General features: G+C 62.5%; 21 protein-coding genes. 6 read left to right on the forward strand and 15 right to left on the reverse strand.

Annotated features, from left to right (window positions below):
* Nucleotide 1 precedes the first annotated feature (1 nt).
* The 6 genes from artJ (ACJ8HT_RS14115) to ACJ8HT_RS14140 form a co-directional block, all read right to left on the reverse strand.
* A complete protein-coding gene (gene artJ, locus ACJ8HT_RS14115; protein WP_197652065.1) occupies nt 2-736 on the reverse strand; it encodes an arginine ABC transporter substrate-binding protein in 735 nt (244 codons plus the stop codon).
* Nucleotides 737-935: 199 nt separating this feature from the next.
* Nucleotides 936-1,604 carry an arginine ABC transporter permease ArtM gene (artM, locus tag ACJ8HT_RS14120; RefSeq protein WP_033637817.1) on the reverse strand — a complete coding sequence of 223 codons (669 nt, stop codon included), beginning with the start codon at nt 1,602-1,604 and terminating at the stop codon, nt 936-938.
* Nucleotides 1,604-2,320 carry an arginine ABC transporter permease ArtQ gene (gene artQ, locus ACJ8HT_RS14125; protein WP_025159684.1) on the reverse strand — a complete coding sequence of 239 codons (717 nt, stop codon included), beginning with the start codon at nt 2,318-2,320 and terminating at the stop codon, nt 1,604-1,606. Before artQ ends, artM begins: the two co-directional genes overlap by 1 nt.
* Nucleotides 2,321-2,329: 9 nt before the next feature.
* Nucleotides 2,330-3,061: an arginine ABC transporter substrate-binding protein gene (artJ, locus tag ACJ8HT_RS14130; protein ID WP_004928409.1), complete on the reverse strand. Its 732-nt coding sequence runs from the start codon at nt 3,059-3,061 to the stop codon at nt 2,330-2,332.
* A 32-nt stretch (nt 3,062-3,093) separates the two neighbouring features.
* On the reverse strand, nt 3,094-3,822 hold the full coding sequence (artP, locus tag ACJ8HT_RS14135; protein ID WP_038884338.1) for an arginine ABC transporter ATP-binding protein ArtP: 729 nt from the start codon (nt 3,820-3,822) through the stop codon (nt 3,094-3,096).
* 264 nt (nt 3,823-4,086) lie between these two features.
* Nucleotides 4,087-4,629 (reverse strand): lipoprotein, encoded by a 543-nt coding sequence (locus ACJ8HT_RS14140; protein WP_049202208.1) that lies wholly within the window; start codon nt 4,627-4,629, stop codon nt 4,087-4,089.
* Between the two features lie 159 nt (nt 4,630-4,788).
* On the opposite strand from ACJ8HT_RS14140, the gene ACJ8HT_RS14145 reads away from it, so the two are divergent.
* Nucleotides 4,789-5,112, forward strand: coding sequence for a heavy metal-binding domain-containing protein (locus ACJ8HT_RS14145; RefSeq protein ID WP_004928400.1), 324 nt, complete (start codon nt 4,789-4,791; stop codon nt 5,110-5,112).
* A gap of 48 nt (nt 5,113-5,160) precedes the next feature.
* Here ACJ8HT_RS14145 and ACJ8HT_RS14150 read toward each other — a convergent pair whose 3' ends face one another.
* Nucleotides 5,161-6,687 (reverse strand): DUF3300 domain-containing protein, encoded by a 1,527-nt coding sequence (locus tag ACJ8HT_RS14150; protein WP_197652064.1) that lies wholly within the window; start codon nt 6,685-6,687, stop codon nt 5,161-5,163.
* 187 nt (nt 6,688-6,874) lie between these two features.
* Here ACJ8HT_RS14150 and ACJ8HT_RS14155 point away from each other — a divergent pair, with 187 nt between their 5' ends.
* The gene (locus ACJ8HT_RS14155) at nt 6,875-7,711 is read left to right on the forward strand and encodes an N-acetylmuramoyl-L-alanine amidase (RefSeq protein ID WP_100396489.1); all 837 of its coding nucleotides are present in this window, start codon (nt 6,875-6,877) and stop codon (nt 7,709-7,711) included.
* Here the strand turns inward: ACJ8HT_RS14155 and ACJ8HT_RS14160 are convergent, their stop codons facing one another.
* Both ACJ8HT_RS14160 and ACJ8HT_RS14165 read right to left on the reverse strand, forming a co-directional pair.
* Nucleotides 7,712-8,722, reverse strand: coding sequence for an NAD-dependent epimerase/dehydratase family protein (locus ACJ8HT_RS14160; protein ID WP_004928393.1), 1,011 nt, complete (start codon nt 8,720-8,722; stop codon nt 7,712-7,714). It abuts the gene before it with no gap.
* Between the two features lie 158 nt (nt 8,723-8,880).
* A complete protein-coding gene (locus ACJ8HT_RS14165; protein WP_197652063.1) occupies nt 8,881-10,320 on the reverse strand; it encodes a DUF2867 domain-containing protein in 1,440 nt (479 codons plus the stop codon).
* Nucleotides 10,321-10,471: 151 nt separating this feature from the next.
* On the opposite strand from ACJ8HT_RS14165, the gene ACJ8HT_RS14170 reads away from it, so the two are divergent.
* Nucleotides 10,472-10,819, forward strand: coding sequence for a DUF1294 domain-containing protein (locus ACJ8HT_RS14170; protein ID WP_033654657.1), 348 nt, complete (start codon nt 10,472-10,474; stop codon nt 10,817-10,819).
* Here ACJ8HT_RS14170 and ACJ8HT_RS14175 read toward each other — a convergent pair whose 3' ends face one another.
* A complete protein-coding gene (locus ACJ8HT_RS14175; RefSeq protein ID WP_197652062.1) occupies nt 10,820-11,647 on the reverse strand; it encodes an SIS domain-containing protein in 828 nt (275 codons plus the stop codon). It abuts the gene before it with no gap.
* A gap of 167 nt (nt 11,648-11,814) precedes the next feature.
* Here ACJ8HT_RS14175 and ACJ8HT_RS14180 point away from each other — a divergent pair, with 167 nt between their 5' ends.
* Together ACJ8HT_RS14180 and ACJ8HT_RS14185 are read left to right on the forward strand one after the other, a co-directional pair.
* Complete coding sequence (locus tag ACJ8HT_RS14180; protein WP_197652061.1) at nt 11,815-13,371, forward strand: PTS transporter subunit EIIC; 1,557 nt, start codon at nt 11,815-11,817, stop codon at nt 13,369-13,371.
* Complete coding sequence (locus tag ACJ8HT_RS14185) at nt 13,368-14,063, forward strand: N-acetylmannosamine-6-phosphate 2-epimerase (protein WP_197652060.1); 696 nt, start codon at nt 13,368-13,370, stop codon at nt 14,061-14,063. Before ACJ8HT_RS14180 ends, ACJ8HT_RS14185 begins: the two co-directional genes overlap by 4 nt.
* Nucleotides 14,064-14,093: 30 nt before the next feature.
* Here ACJ8HT_RS14185 and ltaE read toward each other — a convergent pair whose 3' ends face one another.
* From ltaE to ACJ8HT_RS14210, 5 genes are all read right to left on the reverse strand, one after another.
* On the reverse strand, nt 14,094-15,110 hold the full coding sequence (gene ltaE / locus ACJ8HT_RS14190) for a low-specificity L-threonine aldolase (protein ID WP_049202201.1): 1,017 nt from the start codon (nt 15,108-15,110) through the stop codon (nt 14,094-14,096).
* A 75-nt stretch (nt 15,111-15,185) separates the two neighbouring features.
* Nucleotides 15,186-16,907 carry a ubiquinone-dependent pyruvate dehydrogenase gene (gene poxB / locus ACJ8HT_RS14195; RefSeq protein ID WP_049202200.1) on the reverse strand — a complete coding sequence of 574 codons (1,722 nt, stop codon included), beginning with the start codon at nt 16,905-16,907 and terminating at the stop codon, nt 15,186-15,188.
* A 199-nt stretch (nt 16,908-17,106) separates the two neighbouring features.
* A complete protein-coding gene (gene hcr / locus ACJ8HT_RS14200) occupies nt 17,107-18,108 on the reverse strand; it encodes an NADH oxidoreductase (protein WP_197652059.1) in 1,002 nt (333 codons plus the stop codon).
* 56 nt (nt 18,109-18,164) lie between these two features.
* Entirely contained in the window at nt 18,165-19,814 is a 1,650-nt protein-coding gene (gene hcp, locus ACJ8HT_RS14205; protein WP_060421649.1) for a hydroxylamine reductase, read from the reverse strand.
* A gap of 179 nt (nt 19,815-19,993) precedes the next feature.
* Entirely contained in the window at nt 19,994-20,890 is an 897-nt protein-coding gene (locus ACJ8HT_RS14210; protein WP_004928363.1) for a lysine exporter LysO family protein, read from the reverse strand.
* A 187-nt stretch (nt 20,891-21,077) separates the two neighbouring features.
* Here ACJ8HT_RS14210 and ACJ8HT_RS14215 point away from each other — a divergent pair.
* A partial coding sequence (locus ACJ8HT_RS14215; protein WP_442520132.1) for a DUF2813 domain-containing protein occupies nt 21,078-21,825 on the forward strand: 748 nt, incomplete at its 3' end.

A 21,825-nucleotide genomic window follows, 5' to 3' on the forward strand; every position in this document is an offset into this window, starting at 1 on the left:
CTTACTGCGGGAACCACTTGTCGTTGATGGTCTTGTAGGTGCCGTCGGCCTTGATGGCGTCCAGCGCGGCGTTCAGCTTGGCCAGCAGCGCCTGGTTGTCGGGGCGCACCGCGATGCCGAGGCCGGTGCCGAAGTATTGCGCATCGGTGATGTGCTCACCCACCGGCGCCAGCTGCGGGTTGGTTTTCAGCCACTCGTTCACCACGGCGGTGTCGCCGAACACGCCGTCGATACGGCCGTTTTTCAGCTCCAGAATGGCGTTCTGGTAGCTGTCGTAAGAGACGGTGTTAATCTCCGGATGCTTGTCCTGCATGTATTTCTGGTGGGTGGTGCCATTTTCCATGCCGAGCTTTTTGCCTTTCAGATCCGCCAGCGAGCTGAACTTGCCTTTTTGCGCGATCACGATCGCCGAGTTGGCGTAGTAAGGCTGGGTGAAAGCGACCTGTTTGCTGCGCTCCGGCGTGATGTCCATACCGGAAATCACCGCATCGTATTTCTTGAATTTCAGCGCGGCTATCAGGCTGTCGAACGCCTGGTTGGTGAAGGTGCACTGCGCCTGCATCTGCTTGCACAGCGCGTTGGCCAGATCGATATCGAAGCCGACGATCTGGTTGTTGGCGTCCAGCGATTCGAACGGCGGGTAGGTGGCGGAAGCGGCGAAGCGGATGGTCTCGGCCGCGGTGGCGTTAAAGGTGATCCCGGCCAACATCGTCGCGGCAAGCAGCAGTTTTTTCATGCGTAGAGCTCCTGTCTGAATCCTGAAAGTGATTATTCGCTATCGTTTGTTTTTACTGGTAATCGCCAGAGGTTTTTACGTGTGCGCCTGCTGATAACCCTGCCACTGGGTGAATTAAAATGCAATATAAATGATTAAGTATTGCTGTGGGGATAAAAAAAGCCCCGCGCAATGGCGGGGCTCATGGGGGGAGGCGGCCTCAGTTGCGGCGTTCAAACGCCAGCGCGCGGCGCTCCACCAAGCGCATCAGCAGCGTCAGCAGGCCGTTGACGCACAGGTACACCAGGCCTGCGGCACCGAATACCATGACGTCGTAGGTGCGGCCGTACATCAGCTGGCTGTAGCCCATCACCTCCATTAGCGTGATGGTGTAAGCCAGCGAGGTGCTTTTGAACACCAGCACCACTTCGTTGGAGTAAGACGACAGCGCGCGCTTGAAGGCGAACGGCAGCAGGATGCGCAGCGTCTGCCGGCGCGACATGCCCAGCGCTTCGCACGACTGCCACTGCCCGGCGGGAATGGCGCGCACCGCGCCGTAGAACAACTGCGTGGTGTAAGCCGCGCTGTTCAGCGCCAGCGCTATCATCGCGCACAGCCAGGGTTGCGACAGCAGGTTCCACAGCCACGGGTAGTCGCGGATGGCCGGGAACTGACCGGGGCCGTAGTAGATCAGGAAGATCTGCACCAGCAGCGGCGTGCCGGTGAACAGCGTCACGTAGATCTTGACCAGCGGCGTCAGGATTGGCGTTTTCAGCGTCAGGATCACCGTCAGCAGCAGCGACAGCACCAGCGCGACGATCAGCGCGGCGACGGTCAGCGTCAGGCTGGTGTGCAACCCTTTGAGGATCTCCGGTAAATACTCAATCATCAGACTGGCCCCCGCTCAAAGCGCGTGGCGCGCAGCTCAATGCGTTTGATGACGTATTGGCTGAACAGCGTCACCAGCAGGTAGATGGCCGCGGCGATCACATACCAGGTAAAGGGTTCCTGGGTGCGGGTGGCGATGCTCTTGGTTTGCAGCATCAGATCGTTCACGCTGATCAGCGACACCAGCGCGGTGTCTTTCAGCAACACCAGCCACTGATTGCCGAGGCCGGGCAGGGCGTGGCGCCACATCTGCGGCATGATCAGGCGAAAGAAGATCGCCGCCTTGCCGAGCCCCAGCGCCTGGCCGGACTCCCACTGCCCCTGCGGCACCGCTTTGAGCGCGCCGCGCAGCGTCTGCGAAGCGTAGGCGGAATAGAGCAGGGCCAGAGCGATCACCCCGCACAGGAACGGGCTGACTTCGAAATTGTCGATCGCCAGCTGAATCGGCAGCTGGAACAGACCGAGGTTGAGGGTAAAGCCGTCGGAGAGCATCAGCAGCAGCTGCGACGAGCCGAAATAGATAAACAGCACCACCAGGATTTCCGGCAGGCCGCGCAGCACGGTCACCCAGGCGGTGCCGAGCCAGCTGACCGCTTTCCAGCGGGACGATTCCCATACGGCGAACAGCATCGCCAGAATCAGCCCGAGGATCAGGGCGCAAACGGCAAGGCCGACGGTCATGCCGGCGGCGCTTGCTAAAGGTTGTAATTCATTCATCGGGGCGTATTACTGCTGGAACCATTTTTTGTAGATGGTTTCATAGGTCCCATCCTGCTTGATCTTGTCCAGAGCGGCGTTGAACTTGCCCTGCAGATCGGTGTTCTTCTGGCGTACCGCGATGCCGAGGCCGGTGCCGAAGTAGTCTTTATCCGTCACTTTGGCGCCCACTGCCGCCAGCGCGTCATTCTGCTTCAGCCACTCGTTGACCACCGCGGTATCGCCAAACACCGCATCAACGCGGCCGTTCTTCAGATCCAAAATGGCGTTCTGGTAGCTGTCGTAAGGCACGGTGGTGATTTCCGGGTGTTTGTCGGTCAGGTATTTCTGGTGGGTGGTGCCGTTTTGCACGCCCACTTTCTTGCCTTTCAGCGCCGCCACGTCGGCGATTTTGCCTTTCTGCGCGATGAACAGCGCCGAGTTATCGTAGTACGGCTTGGTGAACAGCACCTGCTTTTCACGCTCCGGCGTGATGTCCATACCGGCCATGACCGCATCGAAACGCTTGAACTTCAGGCTCGGGATCAGGCTGTCGAACGCCTGGTTGGTGAAGGTGCACTCGGCCTGCATCTCTTTGCACAGGGCGTTGGCCAGATCGACATCAAAACCCTGAATCTTGTTGCCGGCGTCAATAAATTCAAATGGAGGATAGGAGGCTTCGGTAGCGAAACGGATCGTTTCGGCTGCGGAGGCGGAAACGCTGATGCCGGCCAGAACGGCGGCGATTATTAGTTTTTTCATCGCAAACTCCCCAAATTACAGCAAGTTAATTATTAGTGTGATAAGTAGTTGGCAAACTCGGTGGTCCGCGGCTGCGTGAAGTGGCTGCTGTCGCCTTGCTCCACCACGTGGCCGTTTTCCATGTACACCACGCGGCTGGCGGTCTTGCGCGCCACTTCCACTTCGTGGGTGACGATCACCTGAGTGATGCCGGTGCCGGCCAGTTCGCGAATGATGCTGACGATCTGAGCGGTGATTTCCGGATCCAGCGCCGCGGTCGGTTCATCGAACAGCAGCACCTGCGGTTCCATCATCAGGGCACGGGCGATCGCCACGCGCTGCTGCTGGCCGCCGGAAAGGTGCAGCGGGAAGCGATCGGCGAAGTCGGTCAGGCGCAGACGCTTGAGCAGCTTGTCGGCACGCTCCATCGCCTGAGCCTTGGTCAGACCCAGCACGCGGCAAGGCGCTTCGATCAGGTTCTGAACCACGGTGAGGTGAGGCCACAGGTTGTATTGCTGGAAGACCATGCCGACATTTTGGCGCAGTTCGCGAATGGCTTTCTCGCCCGGCGCCTGCTTAAAGTCGAATTGGTTGCCGGCGATCTGCAGTTGGCCCGAACGCGGCATTTCCAGCAGGTTCAGCACCCGCAGCAATGAACTTTTCCCGGCGCCGCTTGGGCCAAGCAGCACCAGGGTTTCCCCGGCTGGACAATCCAGCGTGATGTCAAACAGCGCCTGGTGAGCGCCGTAATAGCAATTGATACCGTTAAGTTGAATACTCATGCGCCAGAATTGAATAGACATTGATGCCGCAAATGTTAACTTCCACAGAATACTTATGCAATCTTTGTGCGTTAAAATTTATGAGTGTGCGGCGGGACAGTAAAAGATTAGCACAAGATACCGCGACTCAAGCCGAGGGAGGGGATTTGTGGCGCAGGCTGTGAGATCGGTAGCGAAATTTTTTCTATTGGACGAAATTCGAGCGGTGGGCGGACGGCGGGGATGACCGACGCGGCAAGCCCGCGTCGGCCGGGGTATTGCGGGTTACTGGTTTTCCAGCACCTGGCGCACGCTGCCGTTGGTGGCGTGCGCTGGAACATTCAGGTAGCGAATATCATCAACCACCCAGCAGGTACCTTCGCGCACCATCAGCACTTCGTCCTGCCAGTTCACGGTGCTGTTGGCGTCTTTTTGGTAGCTCAAGTCAACGCGCAGCGGGATGTTTTTCGCATCGGTGTTAGGAATGGTCGAGGCGCTGGCGACGGACGCGCTGCTTGGCCCCTGCGCATTGCCGGAGAACAGATCGCCGGTTATCCGGTGCTTGCCCGGGTTCTGACCGGCGCTGACCAGATCCTGATACAGCACTTTGCTCAGGTAAGGTTGCAGCTGCGCCAGGCGGTTGCTGTCCGGCAGGCCGGCGCCCTGCTGGATGCGCAGGTCATAGAACTTTTGCGCGACCGTATCCGGGCCGCCTTCCACACAGCTGCCGCTGCGGGTGCCGATATCCTTGTATGCCGGTTCCACCGTGGTACAGGCACTCAGCAACAGCGCTAAGGGTAAAACAGCCGCAATCGTTTTTGTTTTCATCTTATTACCTTATGTGAAAGTCTCTACCATGAAGACCGATAGCTTACAGTATAAATGCGTTTTTTGGCCTTGCATTCGTACTGCGTGCCATTGATTAAGCGAACATAATGCCAATCCTCTGGTCATAGATACGTTGAATTAATCAAACAAGGAATTCTGATGCAGCTTTCAACTACCCCGACCCTGGAAGGGTTCACCATCACCGAATACTGCGGCGTCGTGACCGGCGAAGCGATCCTCGGTGCCAACATTTTTCGTGATTTCTTCGCCGGCGTGCGCGATATCGTTGGCGGCCGTTCGGGCGCTTATGAGAAAGAGCTGCGCAAGGCGCGCTTAATTGCGTTCGAAGAGCTGGAAGATCAGGCGAAAGAGCTGGGCGCCAACGCGGTGGTCGGCATTGATATCGATTATGAAACCGTTGGCAAAGACGGCAGCATGCTGATGGTGACCGTCAGCGGCACCGCGGTGAAAGTCAGCCGCTAACGCCATTCTCGCGCCCCGGCCGTTCTGCCGGGGCGACGTTCTCTTGCTTTACCCCACCTTGTGCTGCTCGACGATCGGGCGGTGCTCCTGCGGTTTTACCGGCGCCGGCTCCTGGCGATGCTGTATCGGCTGAACGAACGACGGGCGGATCTGCGGCGCCGGGGCCGGATGCGGCATGACGCGTTCTTGCGGCATCGACGTCGGGCGCACTACCGCCGGGTGCGGCGCTACGGCCGGTTCGCGCACCGCCGGCTGAGCGACGTGAGGTGCGACCTGAACCGGTGGCCGCATGGCGGATTGATGCACCGGCGTGACGGCCGGCATTGGATGCGTCTGTACCGGCGCTGAATGCACGGCCATCGGTTGCTGCGCGTGGGGCGCCGCAGGCGCGGTATGTGTGAACGTCGGCATGCTCATCGGTTGCTGCACATGGGGCGCGTTGACCGATTGTTGCACGTGCGGCGCGGCCGCTACCGGCTGGGTATGCGCAAAGTTCGGCATGGTCATCGGCGCATGGGTTGCAGGCGCGACGCGCGGCTGTTGCGGCGCCGCGTTCGGCGCCGATGCGTTGAAGCGCGGCGTCGGCGCGGCGGGGGACGTATTGTAGTTGTTCACCGTGCTGGTGCTGCTGCGATTCACATTGTTGACGTTGTTATATTGGTTGATGTTGGTGACGCGATTTACCACGGTGGTGGAGTGCGATAGGTAAGGCGCATTGCGGTAGACCACCGGCTGGCGTCGGTCGTCCCAGCGCATATCCCAGTTGTGCCAACCGCTGTTGTGCTGATTGAACAATGAGGCGACCGCGATGCCGACGCCGAAGCTGATCACGCCGGCCGCCAACATGTCGCCGCCGCTATAGCCCGAAGGTTGATACTGATAGCTGGGGTAGGCGGGGATTGGCGTGCCGTAGGCCACCCAGGGGTCGTAATGCGGGACGTAAACCGTATCCGGCTGGCTGGGCTCGATGACGATGGTTTCGCCCGGCGCCGCCACCACGCTCTGACGATAAGACTGTTGCTCCACGTAGCGGGTGGTGGGCGCCACGACGATGCGCTGCTGCGGGGTGTTTTTCAGCGTACCCTGGCTGGCCGCCCGCTGGCGCATCACCTGAATGGCGTTCATCACGTCGGTGGGATCGTTGAGGTAGGCGCTGCCCAGGGCGGTGGTCCAGGGGATGTTCTTCGCCATCTGATCGAGCACGTCGGGGAATTGTACCAGGCCGCGCACGCTGGGATCCCAGGGCTGAGCGTCGGCCGCCGAGCTGAGCGCCGCCGGTTGCAATCCGCGGTTTTGCGCCAGCCAGGCATCCGCGGCGCTGATTTGGTCAGGGTAACCCGCGCCGGCCAACACTTGCGCCAGCAGTTTGTCGGGGAACAGCGCCACCGGGCTGACCAATTGGTAAAGCTGATCGGCGGTCAGCGGCGTATAGGCCGGCGCACTTGTAGTGGCGGCGGGAGCGGCCGGGGGCGGTGTGCTCCCGCCCATCGCACCGGCGACTTTTTGCTGATCGCAGCCGCTGAGCGGCAGCATGGCGGCACAGAGCAACCAGGACAGATAGCGTGGCGTGAACATGTTCGACTCCGCTCTTTCGGCGCAGATGATACTTTGAGACTATCATGGGCGTGAGGGGCCGCCAGCCGGGAGCAACACTCGCTTGCACATCGGCGCTATCTGTCATCATTTCTCGATGGGCGTGATGATTGGATACAGGTTAACCGCGTGGCGTTACATCTTTCAGGGGCGTAAATCAGGAGGATAAGTGAAAATTTGGCCAGGGATCATCGCCGCCGCGCTGTTGGCGGGGTGCCAAAATCCGCAGCAGGACACGCTCGTCGATCGCGGCGCTTACCAGCTCGAAACTCTGCATCAGGCGCAGGGCGCCGATCAACGCATCCGGTTTTTGGTGATGCACTACACGGCGGAAGACTTCCATTCATCGCTGAAAACGCTGACCGACGAGCACGTCAGCGCCCATTATCTGCTGCCGGCGCACCCGCAGCGCGAGCACGGCAAACCGACGGTGTATCGGCTGGTGCCGGAAGCGATGCGCGCCTGGCATGCCGGCGCCAGCGCCTGGCGCGGCCGCAGCAACCTCAACGACACCTCGATCGGCATCGAAATCGTCAACAAGGGCTTCACCCGCAGCATGCTGTTCACCCACTGGCAACCCTATACGGCGGAGCAGATCGCCGTGCTGATCCCGCTGAGCCGCGACATTATCCAACGTTATGGCATCCAGCCGCAGGACGTGGTGGGGCACAGCGATATCGCGCCGCAGCGCAAACAGGATCCCGGCCCGCTGTTCCCCTGGCGGCAGCTGGCCCAGGCCGGCATCGGCGCCTGGCCGGACGAACGAGACGTGCAGCGTTTGCTGGCGGGGCGCGATCGTCATGCGCCGGTACCGATGACGCCGCTGCTCGAAAAGCTGGCGCGTTACGGCTATGCGATCGAGCCGTCATGGGATGCGCGGCAGCAGCGCAACGTGGTAGCGGCGTTTCAGATGCACTTCCGGCCCGACGATGTGCGCGGCGAGCCGGATGCAGAGAGTGAAGCGATTGTCGATGCGCTGCTGGTGAAGTACGGCGCGGCGCGTTGATTACAGGCCGTGCAGCTTACCGTGATCTTTCAGCCAGCGGGCGGTGCGCGCGATGCCTTCTTCCAGCGAGACGATCGGCTGATAGCCCAGCTCTTGCTGCGCGCGGGTGGTATCGAGCGTGAGGTCGAAGTTGAGTTTGGCGACGCCGTAGTGGGTCAGCACCGGCTCCTTCTCGCTTTTGCTGCCGAGGCGTTCCATGCCGCGCGCCATCATGTCGAGCATCGGATAGGGGACGGAGCGGATGCGGCATTTCATGCCCAGATCGTCGATCAGCTGCTGTACCACGGTGCGAAGCGGGCGCGGCTGCTGGTTGGTGATGTTGTAGGCGCGGCCGGACGGGGTATCTTCTTTTAGCGTCGCCAGCCACATGGCGTGCACCGCATTCTCCAGGTAGGTCATGTCCACCATCGCCGCGCCGCCGCGCGGCAGCAGCAGGTTGCCGTAGCGCTTGATCATCTGCAGCAGCCGCGGCAGCATCACCTTGTCATGCGGCCCGAACAATCCCTGCGGGCGCAGAATGGTGAAATGGGTCTGCGGATTGGACAGTGCCAACTGCTGGATCACCTGCTCGCCGGCGGCCTTGCTGCGCGCGAATTCGTTGGCGTAGCGCTGCGGGCGGAAGTCTTCGGTCACGTTGCGGTGATGGTGGTAATCGAAATAGATCGCCGGGGAAGAGATGTGAATGAATTGCGCTACGCCGTAGGCCGCCGCCCATTCGCCGAGGCGGCGGGTGGCGCGGACGTTGGCCAGTTCGAAGGCCTCTTCGGTGCCCCAGGGCGAGGTAAAGCTGGAGCAGTGCCACAGCACGTCGACGTCGGCCAGCATCGCCTTGGCCTGCGAAGAGATCAGATTGGTGAGATCGGCATGAATAAACTCCGCGCCCATTTTTTCCAGCAGGCCGCCCATCGCCTGGTTGCGGCCGGTGGCGCGCACTTTGATGCCCTGGCGGCGCAGATATTCAACGGCGTTACGGCCTAACCCACTGGTGGCACCGGTGACCAATACCTTCATAACGGACTCTATTCTCACCCAAAATCGGAATACCGGCGGGCGCTTGCGGCGCTCCCAGCAAATAAGATGCCATTCTTCCGTGATTTCGTGCGCTATGCAATCGGAAAGCCCCGAAGCGCAGCGGCAAACTGTGCGGTTGATCGACAAATGAACGGTGTTCAGCGCCGTTGCCGGTCCAGGCTCTCGGCAAGCTCGGCGATGCGCTTCGCCATGCCGCGAAAAATGAACAGGTGTGCGGGCATCATGGCGAACCAATACAGCAGCCCGCTGAAGCCGGCCGGATGCCACCAGGCGCGCACGTCCAGCGTGCGGCGATCGCCGTGATCGGTGATGCTGAAGCTCAGCCGCCCCAGCCCCGGTGCCTTCATGCCGAACAGCAGCGCCAGTTGCCGCAGCGGCTTCAGCGTGATGACTTTCCAGCCGTCGATCTCGTCGCCCAGCGCCAGGGTCGCGCGCGCCGGGCGGCCGTAGACCACCCCGTTGCCGATCATGTCGTCCATGCGCGCGCGGATCCGCCACAGAATATTGGCGTAGAAATAGCCTTCTTCGCCCCCCAGCTGCTGCACCGTTTGCCACAGGGCCTCGCGGGTGGCGGCGGTGTCCAGCGAACAACCGGCCTGTTTTGGATAGTAACCGTAGCCGGGGCGCCAGCGGGCCCGCGCCGCAGGATCGTAGCCCCAGTCAGCGGAATCGACCACCTCCTGTTCGCGCTGCAGCGTGGTGGCGACCGCCTGATCAAAGGTGTACAGCCGCTGCGGGATCAGGGCCTGCAGCGGCCGGCCGTCGGCGGGCAGATCGTGCTTCAGCCCCTGGATCAGCGCGCGGGCGATCGGCGTCGGCACCGAGGTGATCAGGCTGATGAACCACACTGAAATCAGCCGCGTCGGCAAAGGAATTGGGATCAGCCAGCGCCGCTTGCCGCTGAGGGCGATAAAGCGTTTGAACATATCCTGATAGCTGAGGTACTCCGGCCCGGCAACGTCGAAGATGCGGTGTTCCTGCGCCGGGTGCGCCAGCAGATCGGCCAGATAAACCAGCAGGTTCTCCAGCGCCACCGGCGACGACTTCGAGCGAACCCAGCGCGGCGGCGTCAGCACCGGCAGGTTATAGACCATGTCGCGCATCACTTCGAACGCCGCCGAGCCGGGGCCGACGACGATGCCGGCGCGTAGCTCGGTCACCGGCACGCCGCTCTGGCGCAAGATCTCGCCGGTCAGGCGGCGGGCCGCCAGGTGCGGTGAGCTGTCGTCGTTCGGCTGCAGCGCGCCGAGGAAGATCACCTGTTTGACGCTGGCATTGCGCAGCGCGTCGCGCAGGTTTTCCGCCGCCTGGCGCTCCTTCTCGATAAAATCGTCGCCGTCGCCCATCGCGTGTACCAGATAGTAAAGTGTATCGATCTCCCACAGCGCCGCGCTCAGGGTCTCCGGGCGATACAGATCGGCATACAGGCAGTTGACCTGCGGCCAGTTCCGCTCCTGCAGCCACTCGATGCGCCGCGCGGCGGCGGTAATCTGGTACCTCTGTTCGATCAGGTGCGGGATCAGGTTCTGGCCTATATAGCCGCTGGCTCCAAGAACCAGTACGCGTTGGGGTGTCATCGGGCCGCCTTGTGCGGTAGAGGATTGGCAGAACGACAGGATGCCAAATTCAGGGTTTAAATGCACTTTTTGTATGGGTATAAGCCGGTTGCATCCATCCTGGCGCAGGTTCACACTACGCGCCCCCTTACCGAACGAAAAACCGGATGTCATGAAGCTCAATGTGATTTGTTACGCCCTGCTGGGCCTGGCGCTGGTCGCCAGCCTGTTCTCGCTGCATCCGGTGTGGATGTGGTTGCTGTTGGCCAACCTGCTGACGTTTCTGATCTACGGCGGCGATAAGCTGGCGGCGCGCAAAGGGTGGCGGCGGGTACCGGAGGCGACGCTGTTGCTGTTCGGCGCGCTGGGCGGGTGGTTGGGCGCACTGGCGGCGCAGCAGCTGTTTCGCCACAAAACCCAGAAGCAGCCGTTTAAAACCTGGTTCATCCTCAGCGTGGCGCTCAACCTGGTGGCGGTGCTGGGGCTGTGGTACTGGGTTTATGGCCGCTGGATCTTCTGATTACAACAGCAGCGGTAGGGTAGCGCTCGCGGTAGCCTGCATCGCCTGAGCGTAGGCGGGATCGCGCTGAGCCAGTTCGGCGATCATCAACTCCACCAGCAGCATGGCGCCGACCTTGGCCGGCAGGGCGCCGGCGGTCAGCGGCCCTTCCGGTTTGGCCGCCACCAACAGCGTATCCGCCATTTTAGCCAGCGGGCTGCGTTGGGTGTTGCTGATTGCGATCACGCGTGCGCCGCGCCCTTTGGCCAACGCCACCGCATGCAGCACGTCCTTGGTGGAGCCGGAGCTGGAGATGACGATCAGCAGATCCCGCTCACTCAGCGAGACGGCGTTCATCGCCGCCCGGTGCATGTCGCTGAACAGCTGCGCCGGTTTGCCGAGGCGCAATAGTTTGTAGTGCAGGAAATCACCGATGATGGCGCTGGCGGCGACGCCGTAAATCTGCACTGAAGCGCAACGCTGCAGGCTGTCCGCCGCCTGTTGCAGCGCCTGAGGATCCAACAGCGCGCCGGTATCCCGCAGCGCCTGCACGCTCTCTTCCACCAAATTTTCCGTTGCGCTTTGCCGCGTCGTCGCCTCCGGCTGGTTTTGTTGCAGGCTGAGGGCCAGCGCCATTTTAAATTCGGTATAGCCTTTACAGCCCAGATGGCGGCACAGCCGCGTGACGCTGGCTTCGCTGGTGGCGCTTTCACGCGCCAGTTCGGTGATGGTCAGGTAAACGGCGCGGGAGGGTTCCGCAAGAAGATAGTTGCCGAGCTTTTGCAGCGTGGGGCTGTACCCCGCCAAATCCTGCCGCAGCCGCAATAACAAATTGCCTGTATTCATCACGTTACCTTTCTGAGTATGCCCGTTTCTATTGTGGCGGAAAGACGCCGCCGCTCGCCAGCGAAATCGACGGATTGTGAAGCCGATCATCGTTATGAATAAAATTTTCATTAAATTAATTTTAATGTGGTAAAAATTTTTATCATAAAAATGATAGCGGGGAAAAATTTATGTCAACACCAGAATTGTCGCGCTCCGGCGGCTGGTTCGAAAAAGCCCAGCTGTTCGGCAAATCGTTCATGCTGCCGATCGCCGTGCTGCCGGCGGCCGGCCTGCTGCTGGGGATCGGCGGCGCGCTGTCCAACCCCAATACCGTCGAGGCGTATCCCTGGCTCGACGTCGGCTGGCTGCAAAGCGTATTTACGGTGATGGCCAGCGCCGGCGCCATCGTGTTCGCCAACCTGGCGGTCCTGTTCGCGGTCGGCGTGGCGGTGGGGTTGGCCAAAAGCGACAAGGGCACGGCGGGGCTGGCCTCGCTGATCGCCTATTTGGTGATGAACGCCACCATCAATGCGCTGTTGAAAATCAACGGCACGCTGGCCACGCAGAACGCCGGCGCGCTGGGGCAGGGAACGATTCTCGGGATCCAGACGCTGGAGACCGGGGTGTTCGGTGGGGTAGTCATCGGTCTGGTGACCTGGTATCTGCACGGCCGCTACAACAAGATAGCGCTGCCGCCGTTCCTGGGCTTTTTCGGCGGCTCGCGCTTTGTGCCGATCGTCAGCTCACTGGCGGCGATGGCGGTCGGCGCCCTGATGACCGTGGTGTGGCCGCCTTTCCAACGGCTGATCTTCGGCATGGGCGGCCTGGTGGACGCCAGCGGCTATCTCGGCACCTTTATCTACGGCTTCGTGCTGCGCATGCTTGGGCCGTTCGGCCTGCATCACATCTTCTACCTGCCGTTCTGGACCACCGCGCTCGGCGGCAGTGAAGTGATCAACGGACAGCTGGTGGAAGGCACGCAGCGCATTTTCTTCGCCCAGTTGGCCGACCCAAATACGCAGCAGTTCTACATCGGCACGGCGCGTTTCATGTCCGGCCGCTTTATCACCATGATGTTCGGCCTGGTCGGCGCCTGCCTGGCGATGTACCAAAGCGCGCGCCCGGAGAACCGCAAGCGCGTCGGCGGGCTGCTGCTGTCGGCGGCGCTGACCTCTTTCCTGACCGGCATCACCGAGCCTATCGAATTCTCGTTCCTGTTCATCGCGCCGGCGCTGTACGTGGTGCACGCGCTGTTCGACGGCCTGGCGTTCGCGATCGCGCACATTCTGCATATCACCATCGGCCAAACGTTCTCCGGCGGTTTTATCGATTTCATGCTGTTCGGCGTGCTGCAGGGCGAAGCGAAAACCCACTGGATGTATGTGCCGCTGGTCGGGGTGCCCTGGTTCTTCCTGTACTACTTCACGTTCCGTTTCCTGATCCTGCGCTTCAATTTCAAAACGCCGGGGCGCGAGGTGGAAACCGTGCCGGAAGCGGTGACGACCGGCACCGAACGCTCACAGCAGGTGCTGGCGGCGCTGGGCGGCAAAGAGAACATCGTCGAACTGGATTGTTGCGCCACGCGGCTGCGCGTGACGGTAAAACAGAGTCGGTTGCTGGACGAAAGCGGGCTGAAGGCCAGCGGCGCGCGGGCGGTGATCGTTCGCGGCAACGGCGTTCAGGTGATCTATGGCCCGCACGTGACCATTATTAAAAATGAAGTCGAGGAGTTGTTGGATTTATGACGCTTTCCATTTTGCAGCAGATTAAGGGCCGGCTGGTGGTGTCTTGCCAGGCGCTGGACGACGAGCCGCTGCACAGCGATTTTATCATGGCACGCATGGCGCTGGCGGCCGAGCAAGGCGGTGCGGCGGCGATCCGCGCCAACGGCGTCGAAGACGTTAAAGCCATCATGCGCACGGTGGCGCTGCCGGTGATCGGCATTATCAAGCGCGATTATGCCGGTAGCGATGTCTATATCACGCCGACCCTGCGTGAAATCGATGAGCTGATGGCTGCGGCGCCACAGATGATTGCGCTGGACGCGACCGGCCACTCTCGGCCAGGGGAGCTGCAGCTGGCGGCGCTGGTTGCCGCGATCCGCGCCAGGTATCCCCGGCTGCTGCTGATGGCGGACATCGCCACCGTGGAAGAGGCGCAAGAGGCTGCCAGATTGAGGTTCGACTGCGTGGGCACCACGCTGCACGGCTATACCGCCGAAAGCCGGGGCGCCCGACTGGCGGAGGACGATTTCGACTTTCTGCGCGCGGTGCTGGCGGCGGTGCCGGTGCCGGTCATCGCCGAGGGCAATGTCGAAACGCCGGCGATGGCCGCACGCTGCCTGACGTTGGGGGCGCATGCGGTCGTGGTGGGCGGCGCCATTACGCGCCCGCAGCAGATCACCCGCCGTTTTGTCGAGGCCATCGGCGGGCGGTGAAGGGCTCCCCGGCGCGCCGGGGAGGAGGGATCAGGCGTGCTGCTGGAGGAACTCCCGCCACAGCTCGACCACCCGCTGCAGATCCTGACGGCTGACGTCGAGATGGGTCAGAATGCGCGTCAGCGGGCCGCTGCTGATCAGCACGCCGCGTTCGCGCATCCACGGGCCGAATTTGGCCGCCAGCGCCGGTGATTGGCGCAGGTACAGCACGTTGGTCTGTGCGCCGGGTTCGGCGATCTCTACGCCGATCTGCCGCAGCTGTTGCTCCAGCCAGACCGCGTTGTCATGGTCTTCGCGCAGCCGCGCGACGTTATGTTCCAAAGCGTAAAGACCGGCCGCCGCCAGGATGCCGGCCTGACGCAGCCCGCCGCCGGTCATCTTGCGCCAGCGCAGCGCGCGCTGAATGAAGGCCTCGCTGCCGCACAGCAGCGATCCGACCGGCGCGCCCAATCCTTTCGACAGGCAAATGGTGAAGGTGTCGCAGTATTGCACGATCTCTTTCAGCGGCAGGTTCAGCGCCACGGCGGCGTTGAAGATGCGCGCGCCGTCGATATGCAGCGCCAGCTGCCGCTCGCGGGTAAACTGCCACGCCTGCTGCAGGTAGGCCTGCGGCAGAACTCGGCCGCTGATGGTGTTTTCCAGGCTCAGCAGCCGGGTGCGGGCGAAGTGGATATCGTCGGGTTTGATGGCGGCGGCGAGCTTGTCCAGCGGCAGCGTGCCGTCCGCGTCGGCCTCGATCGGCTGCGGCTGGATGCTGCCCAGCACCGCCGCGCCGCCGGCCTCGTATTTATAGTTGTGCGCCTGTTGGCCGACCAGATACTCGTCGCCGCGCTGGCAGTGGCTCAGCAGCGCCACCAGGTTGGCCTGGGTGCCGCTGGGCAAAAACAGCGCCGCTTCTTTGCCTGACAGGCGTACCGCCTCGGCCTCCAGCGCGTTGACCGTCGGGTCATCGCCGTAGACGTCGTCGCCGACCTCTGCCTGAGCCATCGCCTGGCGCATGGCGGCGCTGGGGCGGGTGACGGTGTCGCTGCGTAGATCGATAAGCATAGGGTTCCTGGAATGTAAGGGAGAGGAAAAGGGTACATGGCATCATATACCCTTATTTTACCGGGGGCAGCTTGCTTAGCGCAGCCAGTTGGTTTTCGCCAGCTCGACCACTTCGTCGCCGCGGCCGTTGATGATAGCGCGCAGCATGTACAGGCTGAAGCCTTTGGCCTGTTCGAACTTGATCTGCGGCGGCATTGCCAGCTCTTGCTTGGCGGTGACCACGTCCAGCAGCGCCGGGCCGGGGTGCGCCAACATCTCCTGCAGCGCGCCGTCCAGCTCCGAAGCTTTTTCCACGCGGATGCCCTTGATGCCGGCGGCGTTGGCGATCGCCGCGAAGTCCGGGTTATGCAGGTCGGTGCCGTCGGTCAGATAGCCGCCGGCCTTCATCTCCATCGCCACGAACCCCAGCACGCTGTTGTTGAACACCACGATTTTCACCGGCAGCTTGAGCTGCGCCAGTGACAGGAAATCCCCCATCAGCATGGTGAAGCCGCCGTCGCCGCACATGGCGATCACCTGTTTATCCGGCGCGGTGGCCTGGGCGCCGATCGCCTGCGGCATGGCGTTGGCCATCGAACCGTGGTTAAACGAACCGAGCAGGCGACGCTTGCCGTTCATTTTCACGTAGCGGGCGGCCCACACCGTCGGCGTGCCGACGTCGCAGGTGAAGATGGCGTCGTCGCTGGCGTACTGGCTGAGCTGCTGCGCCAGATACTGCGGGTGGATCGGCTGGTCGTCGTTGGCGGTCGCCAGCCCGTCGAGATCCTTGCGCGCGTTGCGGTAATGCTCCAGCGCCTTGTCGAGGAACGCCCGGTCACGCTTGGGCTCCAGCTGCGGCAGCAGGGCGGTGAGGGTGGTGTGGATATCGCCCACCAGCGCCATGTTGACCGGGCAGTGTGCGCCGATGCTGCCGGGGTTGATGTCGATCTGGATGATGTTGGCGTTGGTGGGGTAGAACGCGCGGTAGGGGAACTGGGTGCCGAGCAGCACCAGCGTGTCGGCGTTCATCATCGCGTGATAGCCGGAGGAGAAGCCGATCAGCCCGGTCATGCCGACGCTGTAGGGGTTATCCCATTCGATATGCTCCTTGCCGCGCAGCGCGTGTACCACCGGCGCCTGCAGCAGCTCGGCCAGCTTGACGACCTCATCGTGCGCGCCTGCGCAGCCGCTGCCGCACATCAGGGTGATGTTCTTCGCCTGATTCAGCGTCTCCGCCAGCTTGTTCAGCTCGCTCATCGGCGGCTGCACCAGCGGCAGCGCCGGGGTATGCCAGGTCAGGGTCGCGTCCTCCGGCGCCATGCGCAGCGCCACGTCGCCCGGTAAGACCACCACCGAGACGCCGCGGTTGAGGATTGCCTTGCGCATGGCGATTTCCAGCACGCGCGGCAGCTGTTCCGGGTTGGAGACCAGCTCGCAATAGTGGCTGCATTCGCGGAACAGCTCCTGCGGATGCGTTTCCTGGAAGTAGCCGCTGCCGATTTCGCTGGAAGGAATGTGTGCGGCGATCGCCAGCACCGGCACATGGTTGCGGTGGCAGTCGAACAGCCCGTTGATCAGGTGCAGGTTGCCGGGGCCGCAGGAACCGGCGCACACCGCCAGCTGGCCGGTGAGCTGGGCTTCGGCGCCGGCGGCGAAGGCGGCCACCTCTTCATGGCGGGTGCCCAGCCATTCGATGGTGCCCATGCGGTGCAGGCTGTCGCTCAGGCCGTTGAGCGAATCGCCGGTCACGCCCCAAATGCGTTTTACGCCGGCTTGATCCAGCGTTTTGGCGATCAGTGTGGCTACGGTTTGCTTCATGGTTCCCCCAAACATGGTTTGAAAAACGATGTGTACTCGATCCGGTGAGTGTCAGCAGAACAACTGCAAGCATAGCTTACCGGCTGTGGACGAGATGCGGTCAGGAAGGGTAAAGAGCGTAGGACGGAGGAAAGTGTAACCGGGCGGGGATGAGGGAACTTGCCGATAAATGCCCCATCGCGGCGATGGGGCCAGGGGATCACGCCAATGTGACGTCGCCCTGCAGCTGGCAACTGCAGGCCAGCACGTAGCCCTGCGCTACCTCTTCCGCGCTCAGCGTCATGGTGCTGGTGGTGGTGTAGTCACCCTCGAGGATGCGGGTTTTGCACGAGCCGCACACCCCGGCGCGGCAGGCGGCGTTGACCGGCAGGGCATTGGCCTCCATCGCCGCCAGCAGCGTGCTGCCGACCGGCACGCGGAATTCGCGCAGCGGACGGGCGGCGCGCAGCGTCAGCCCTTCGGTGGCATCGGCCTGCGCCGCCGGCGTGTGGAACTGCTCTTTATGGAAACGCTCGGCCGGCACGCCGAGCCGGCGGCACAGCTGCTCCACCTGTTCCATGTAGGGCGCAGGGCCGCAGGTCATCACCGTGCGTTCGGCGATATCCGGCGCCGCCTGCCGCAGCGTCTGTTCATCGATGCGGCCGCTGAGGTAGCCGGGTTGTAGATCCCGCTCGGCCATCAGCGTCAGGCGCAGCTGCGGATGGGCGGCGCACAGCGCGCGCCATTGATCGGCGAAAATCGTGTCGGCGGGGGTGCGCACGTTAAAGATCACGGCGATATCGCAGGCCGGACGGTTGGCGGTCAGCCAGCGGCACATCGAGACGATCGGCGTCACGCCGCAGCCGGCGGCCAGCATCAGATAACGATCGGCCGGGTGACGCTCGCAGCTGAACTCGCCCTGGGCATCGGACAACCACAGCGTGTTGCCGGGCTTGACCTCTTGCGTCAGCCAGCGCGATCCGACGCCGTCCGGCAGGCAGCGCACGCTGATGCTGAGAAAGCGGCTCTGGCCGGGCGAGGAGGAGAGCGTATAGGCACGCAGTGTCTCCTCGCTGTTGCGAATGCTGACCAGCGCAAACTGGCCCGCCTGATAGGGGTAGAAAACGTCGCAGATCAGGTTCAGCGTCCAGACGTCGGCGGTTTCACGCTGGATGGAATGCACCTGCATGCGGTTCGGGCAAAGCGGAGTGGGTTGAGTCATCGGGGCACCTCAAAAAGCAAAGGGGCCGGCGCAGGCGGCCCCATAACGTAACGGCATCAGGCGAGCAGCGCGTTGATATCCTGCTCGACGGTGGTGATCGGACGCAGGCCGAATTTCTCGTTGAGGATCGCCATCAGGTTGTCGGTCAGGAAGCCCGGCGCGGTCGGGCCGGTGACGATGTTTTTCACCCCCAGCGACAGCAGCGTCAGCAGAATGACGATCGCCTTCTGTTCAAACCAGGACAGCACCAGGCTGAGCGGCAGCTCGTTGACGCTGCAGCCGAGCGTGTCCGCCAGCTTGACCGCCAGCATGATGGCGGAGTAGGCGTCGTTGCACTGGCCGACGTCCAGCAGGCGCGGCAGCCCTTCCAGGGTGCCGAAGTCAAGTTTGTTGAAACGGTACTTGCCGCAGGCCAGCGTCATGATCAGGCAGTCTTGCGGCACGCTGCGGGCGAAGTCGGTGAAGTAGCTGCGCTCGTCGCGGCTGCCGTCGCAGCCGCCGACCAGGAAGACGTGGCGCAGTTTTTTCTGCGACACCAGATCGATCACCGTGTCGGCGGCGTTCAGCAGCGTCTGGCGGCCGAAACCGACGGTGATCAGGTGCTCAATTTCGGTGTAAGGGAAGCCGTTCATGCCCTGCGCCTGGCGGATCACGGCGCCGAAGTCGTCGCCTTCCAGATGGTTGACGCCCGGCCAGCCGACGATGCTGCGGGTCCAGATACGATCGCCGTAGTTGCCGACGTTCGGATCGATGATGCAGTTGGAGGTCATCACGATCGGGCCGGGGAATTTGGCGAATTCCGTCTGCTGGTTCTGCCAGCCGCTGCCGTAGTTGCCCACCAGATGCTTGAATTTTTTCAGTTCCGGATAGCCGTGCGCCGGCAGCATTTCGCCGTGGGTGTAGACGTTGACGTTTTGCCCTTCGGTTTGTTCGAGCAGCATGCGCAGATCTTTCAGATCGTGGCCGGAGATCAGAATGGCTTTCCCGGCCACCGGGCGCACGTTGACCGCGCTGGGCTGCGGATCGCCGTAGGCCTGGGTTTCGCCGCGATCGAGGATCGCCATCACGTTGAAGTTCATCTTGCCGATGCCCATGGCGTTGTTCAGCAGGGTGTCGACGTCGCGCGGTCGGGTGCCGAGCCAGGCCATAAAGGCGTGGTAGTCGGCATAGAGCTGCTCGTCGAACTGGCCGAGCACGTGTGCGTGTTCCATATAGGCCGCCGCGCCTTTCAGGCCGTACAGGCACAGCATGCGCAACCCGTGGACGTCGTCGCCTACCTCGGCCTTGTCGCTGTTGAGGGCAAACTGCGCCGCCTGTTGCAGCAGCGCAGGCATATCGTCACCGGCCAACTGCAGCGCCGCCATCGGGTGATCGACGCGTACGCCGGCGTCCAGCAGCCGGCAACGGGCGGCCAGCGAATCGCGCAGCAGCAGGGTTTCGCGCGCGTAGCCGATGATGCGCTGAGAGTCGAAGTTAACGTTGGTCAGGGTGGAGAAGAAGGCGCGCGGGGCGAAGCTGTCGATCTCGTGGTCGACGATGCCCAGCGAACGCGCCTGCAGCGCCCAGGCGGAGAGCCCCTGCAGCGCCGCCACCAGCAGATCCTGCAGATCGGAGGTTTCCGCCGTCTTGCCGCACATGCCCTGAGCATACGCGCAGCCGTTGCCTGCCGGGGTACGGATGGTTTGTTCACATTGCACACAGAACATAGTCGCTTCCTTTTATTTTTAAAGTTGCATTTGTAATGCTTGTTTAAAAGCATAGATCGGCGATCGGGGTTGCAAAAGGCTTTTGTGCGACTACTGCGGGCAAGTTTGATTTAGCGCAATTTTGCCGTGCGGATGGGAATTATTACCCTTTGGGGGCCGGGCGGCCCCAGGGGAAAGGATCAGGAGAACAGGGCGATCAGCACCGGCGCCAGCAGGCTGAGCAGGAAGCCGTGCACGATGGCGGGGGGCACCATGTCCAGCCCGCCGCTGCGCTGCAGCACCGGCAGGGTGAAGTCCATTGAGGTGGCGCCGCACAGGCCGAGGGCGGTGGAGCGGCTGCGGCGCACCAGCGTCGGGATCAGCATGATCGCCACCAGCTCGCGCGCCAGATCGTTGAAGAACGCGGCGCTGCCCATCACCGGGCCGTAGGCGTCGGTGATCAGAATGCCGGACAGCGAATACCAGCCGAAGCCGGAGGCCATCGCCAGCCCGGCCTTGACCGGCAGCCCCAGCAGCTGCGCCGCCAGCGCGCCGCCGGCCAGCGACGCGACGGTCACCACCAGCGCCACCAGCGTGCCGCGGCGGTTGAGCACGATCTGGCGCAGCGTCATGCCGCTGTTGCGCAGCTGAATGCCGACCAACAACAGCAGGAAGATCAGCGCATATTCACTGCCTTTATGGGCGAACTGCAGCCATTGCCACTGCGTCAGGCCGAGCAGGAAGCCGCCGAGCACCACGCCGCACAGCTTGAGCGACTCCAGCGCCATGTGCACGCGCGAAGGCAGCTTTTCCTGTTTATGGCTGCTGCGCCACGGCATGCGCCGCTCCAGCAGCGCCAGCAACAGCAGATTGGCGCAGAGAATGCAGAAGAAGAACACCGCGCTGTACTGGAAGATCAGCACCAGGTTGCTGCTGAGATCTTCCATGAACGCCAGGCTGATACCCATGAAAAACAGGATCACGTACACCATCCAGCTCAGCAGCCGGTTGATCAGCACCAACAGCGGGCGATGGCGTAAGGGAATGAGGTAACCGACAATCAGCGGTAACAGAATAATCAACAGTCCTGAGTACATGGTGCAGCTTGTGTCCTTGAGTTTTGAAGCGCGCCGAACGGCGGCGAGGAGCACACGCTAACCAAAAGCCCGGCCGGAGTAAAGTGGCAGATTTGACGTTGGCCGCTTGACCTGCAAGGGGTTTTTTGACCATGCTCTGTGAAGGTCACCTCATTGAAGAGGCGACGGCGCGCACGGGAGGCGGCGGATGTTCTTGGAGCGTATCGAAATTGTAGGTTTTCGCGGCATTAATCGGCTGTCCCTGATGCTGGACGACAACACGCTGTTGCTCGGCGAAAACGCCTGGGGTAAATCCAGCCTGCTGGATGCGCTGACGCTGCTGCTGGCGCCGGAGCAGAAGCTGTATCGGTTTGAAGCGCACGACTTTCATTTTCCCCCCGGTGAAGAGTCGGCCAAAGAGCGCCACCTGCAGGTGGTGTTCACCTTCTGCGAAAAAGACATCGGCCATGCGCACCTGCCGCGCTATCGCCACCTGACGCCGCTGTGGGTCAAGGGGGAAGATGGCCTGAGCCGCATTCATTATCGCTGCGAGGGCGAGCTGGCCGACGATGGCACGGTGTGCACCTGGCGCGGTTTTCTCGACGCCGACGGCAACGCCTTTCAACTGCACCATATCGAACAGCTGGCCCACGCCATCATCCGCATCCACCCGGTATTGCGCCTGCGCGACGCGCGCTTTATTCGCCGCCTGCGCCCCAGCAGCCTCGGCGATGAACGCAAACCCGATACCCAGGCGCTGGCGCAGCAGCTGGATCAGCTGACGCGCGAGCTGGTGCGCAATCCGCAGAAGCTGACCAACGGCGAGCTGCGCCAGGGCCTGGCGGCCATGCAGCAGCTGCTGGAGCACTACTTCGCCGAGCAGAGTTCGCAGGTGGCGCGGCCGCGGGGGGGGGGGGGGGGGGGGGGGGGGGGGGGGGGGGGGGGGGGGGGGGGGG

The sequence above is a fragment of the Serratia sp. CY44782 genome (assembly GCF_052168715.1).
Taxonomy (GTDB): domain Bacteria; phylum Pseudomonadota; class Gammaproteobacteria; order Enterobacterales; family Enterobacteriaceae; genus Serratia; species Serratia nevei.

Excerpts from the sequence above, each read along its gene's own strand:
- ACJ8HT_RS14150 (WP_197652064.1), bottom strand. The coding sequence starts at position 6,687 with ATGTTCACGCCACGCTATCTGTCCTGGTTGCTCTGTGCCGCCATGCTG.
- artJ (WP_004928409.1), bottom strand. The coding sequence starts at position 3,061 with ATGAAAAAACTAATAATCGCCGCCGTTCTGGCCGGCATCAGCGTTTCC.
- poxB (WP_049202200.1), bottom strand. The coding sequence starts at position 16,907 with ATGAAGCAAACCGTAGCCACACTGATCGCCAAAACGCTGGATCAAGCC.
- ACJ8HT_RS14160 (WP_004928393.1), bottom strand. The coding sequence starts at position 8,722 with ATGAAGGTATTGGTCACCGGTGCCACCAGTGGGTTAGGCCGTAACGCC.
- ACJ8HT_RS14170 (WP_033654657.1), top strand. The coding sequence starts at position 10,472 with ATGAAGCTCAATGTGATTTGTTACGCCCTGCTGGGCCTGGCGCTGGTC.
- artM (WP_033637817.1), bottom strand. The coding sequence starts at position 1,604 with ATGATTGAGTATTTACCGGAGATCCTCAAAGGGTTGCACACCAGCCTG.
- ltaE (WP_049202201.1), bottom strand. The coding sequence starts at position 15,110 with ATGCTTATCGATCTACGCAGCGACACCGTCACCCGCCCCAGCGCCGCC.
- artJ (WP_197652065.1), bottom strand. The coding sequence starts at position 736 with ATGAAAAAACTGCTGCTTGCCGCGACGATGTTGGCCGGGATCACCTTT.
- ACJ8HT_RS14180 (WP_197652061.1), top strand. The coding sequence starts at position 11,815 with ATGTCAACACCAGAATTGTCGCGCTCCGGCGGCTGGTTCGAAAAAGCC.
- artP (WP_038884338.1), bottom strand. The coding sequence starts at position 3,822 with ATGAGTATTCAACTTAACGGTATCAATTGCTATTACGGCGCTCACCAG.
- hcp (WP_060421649.1), bottom strand. The coding sequence starts at position 19,814 with ATGTTCTGTGTGCAATGTGAACAAACCATCCGTACCCCGGCAGGCAAC.
- hcr (WP_197652059.1), bottom strand. The coding sequence starts at position 18,108 with ATGACTCAACCCACTCCGCTTTGCCCGAACCGCATGCAGGTGCATTCC.
- ACJ8HT_RS14165 (WP_197652063.1), bottom strand. The coding sequence starts at position 10,320 with ATGACACCCCAACGCGTACTGGTTCTTGGAGCCAGCGGCTATATAGGC.
- artQ (WP_025159684.1), bottom strand. The coding sequence starts at position 2,320 with ATGAATGAATTACAACCTTTAGCAAGCGCCGCCGGCATGACCGTCGGC.
- ACJ8HT_RS14145 (WP_004928400.1), top strand. The coding sequence starts at position 4,789 with ATGCAGCTTTCAACTACCCCGACCCTGGAAGGGTTCACCATCACCGAA.
- ACJ8HT_RS14140 (WP_049202208.1), bottom strand. The coding sequence starts at position 4,629 with ATGAAAACAAAAACGATTGCGGCTGTTTTACCCTTAGCGCTGTTGCTG.
- ACJ8HT_RS14210 (WP_004928363.1), bottom strand. The coding sequence starts at position 20,890 with ATGTACTCAGGACTGTTGATTATTCTGTTACCGCTGATTGTCGGTTAC.
- ACJ8HT_RS14185 (WP_197652060.1), top strand. The coding sequence starts at position 13,368 with ATGACGCTTTCCATTTTGCAGCAGATTAAGGGCCGGCTGGTGGTGTCT.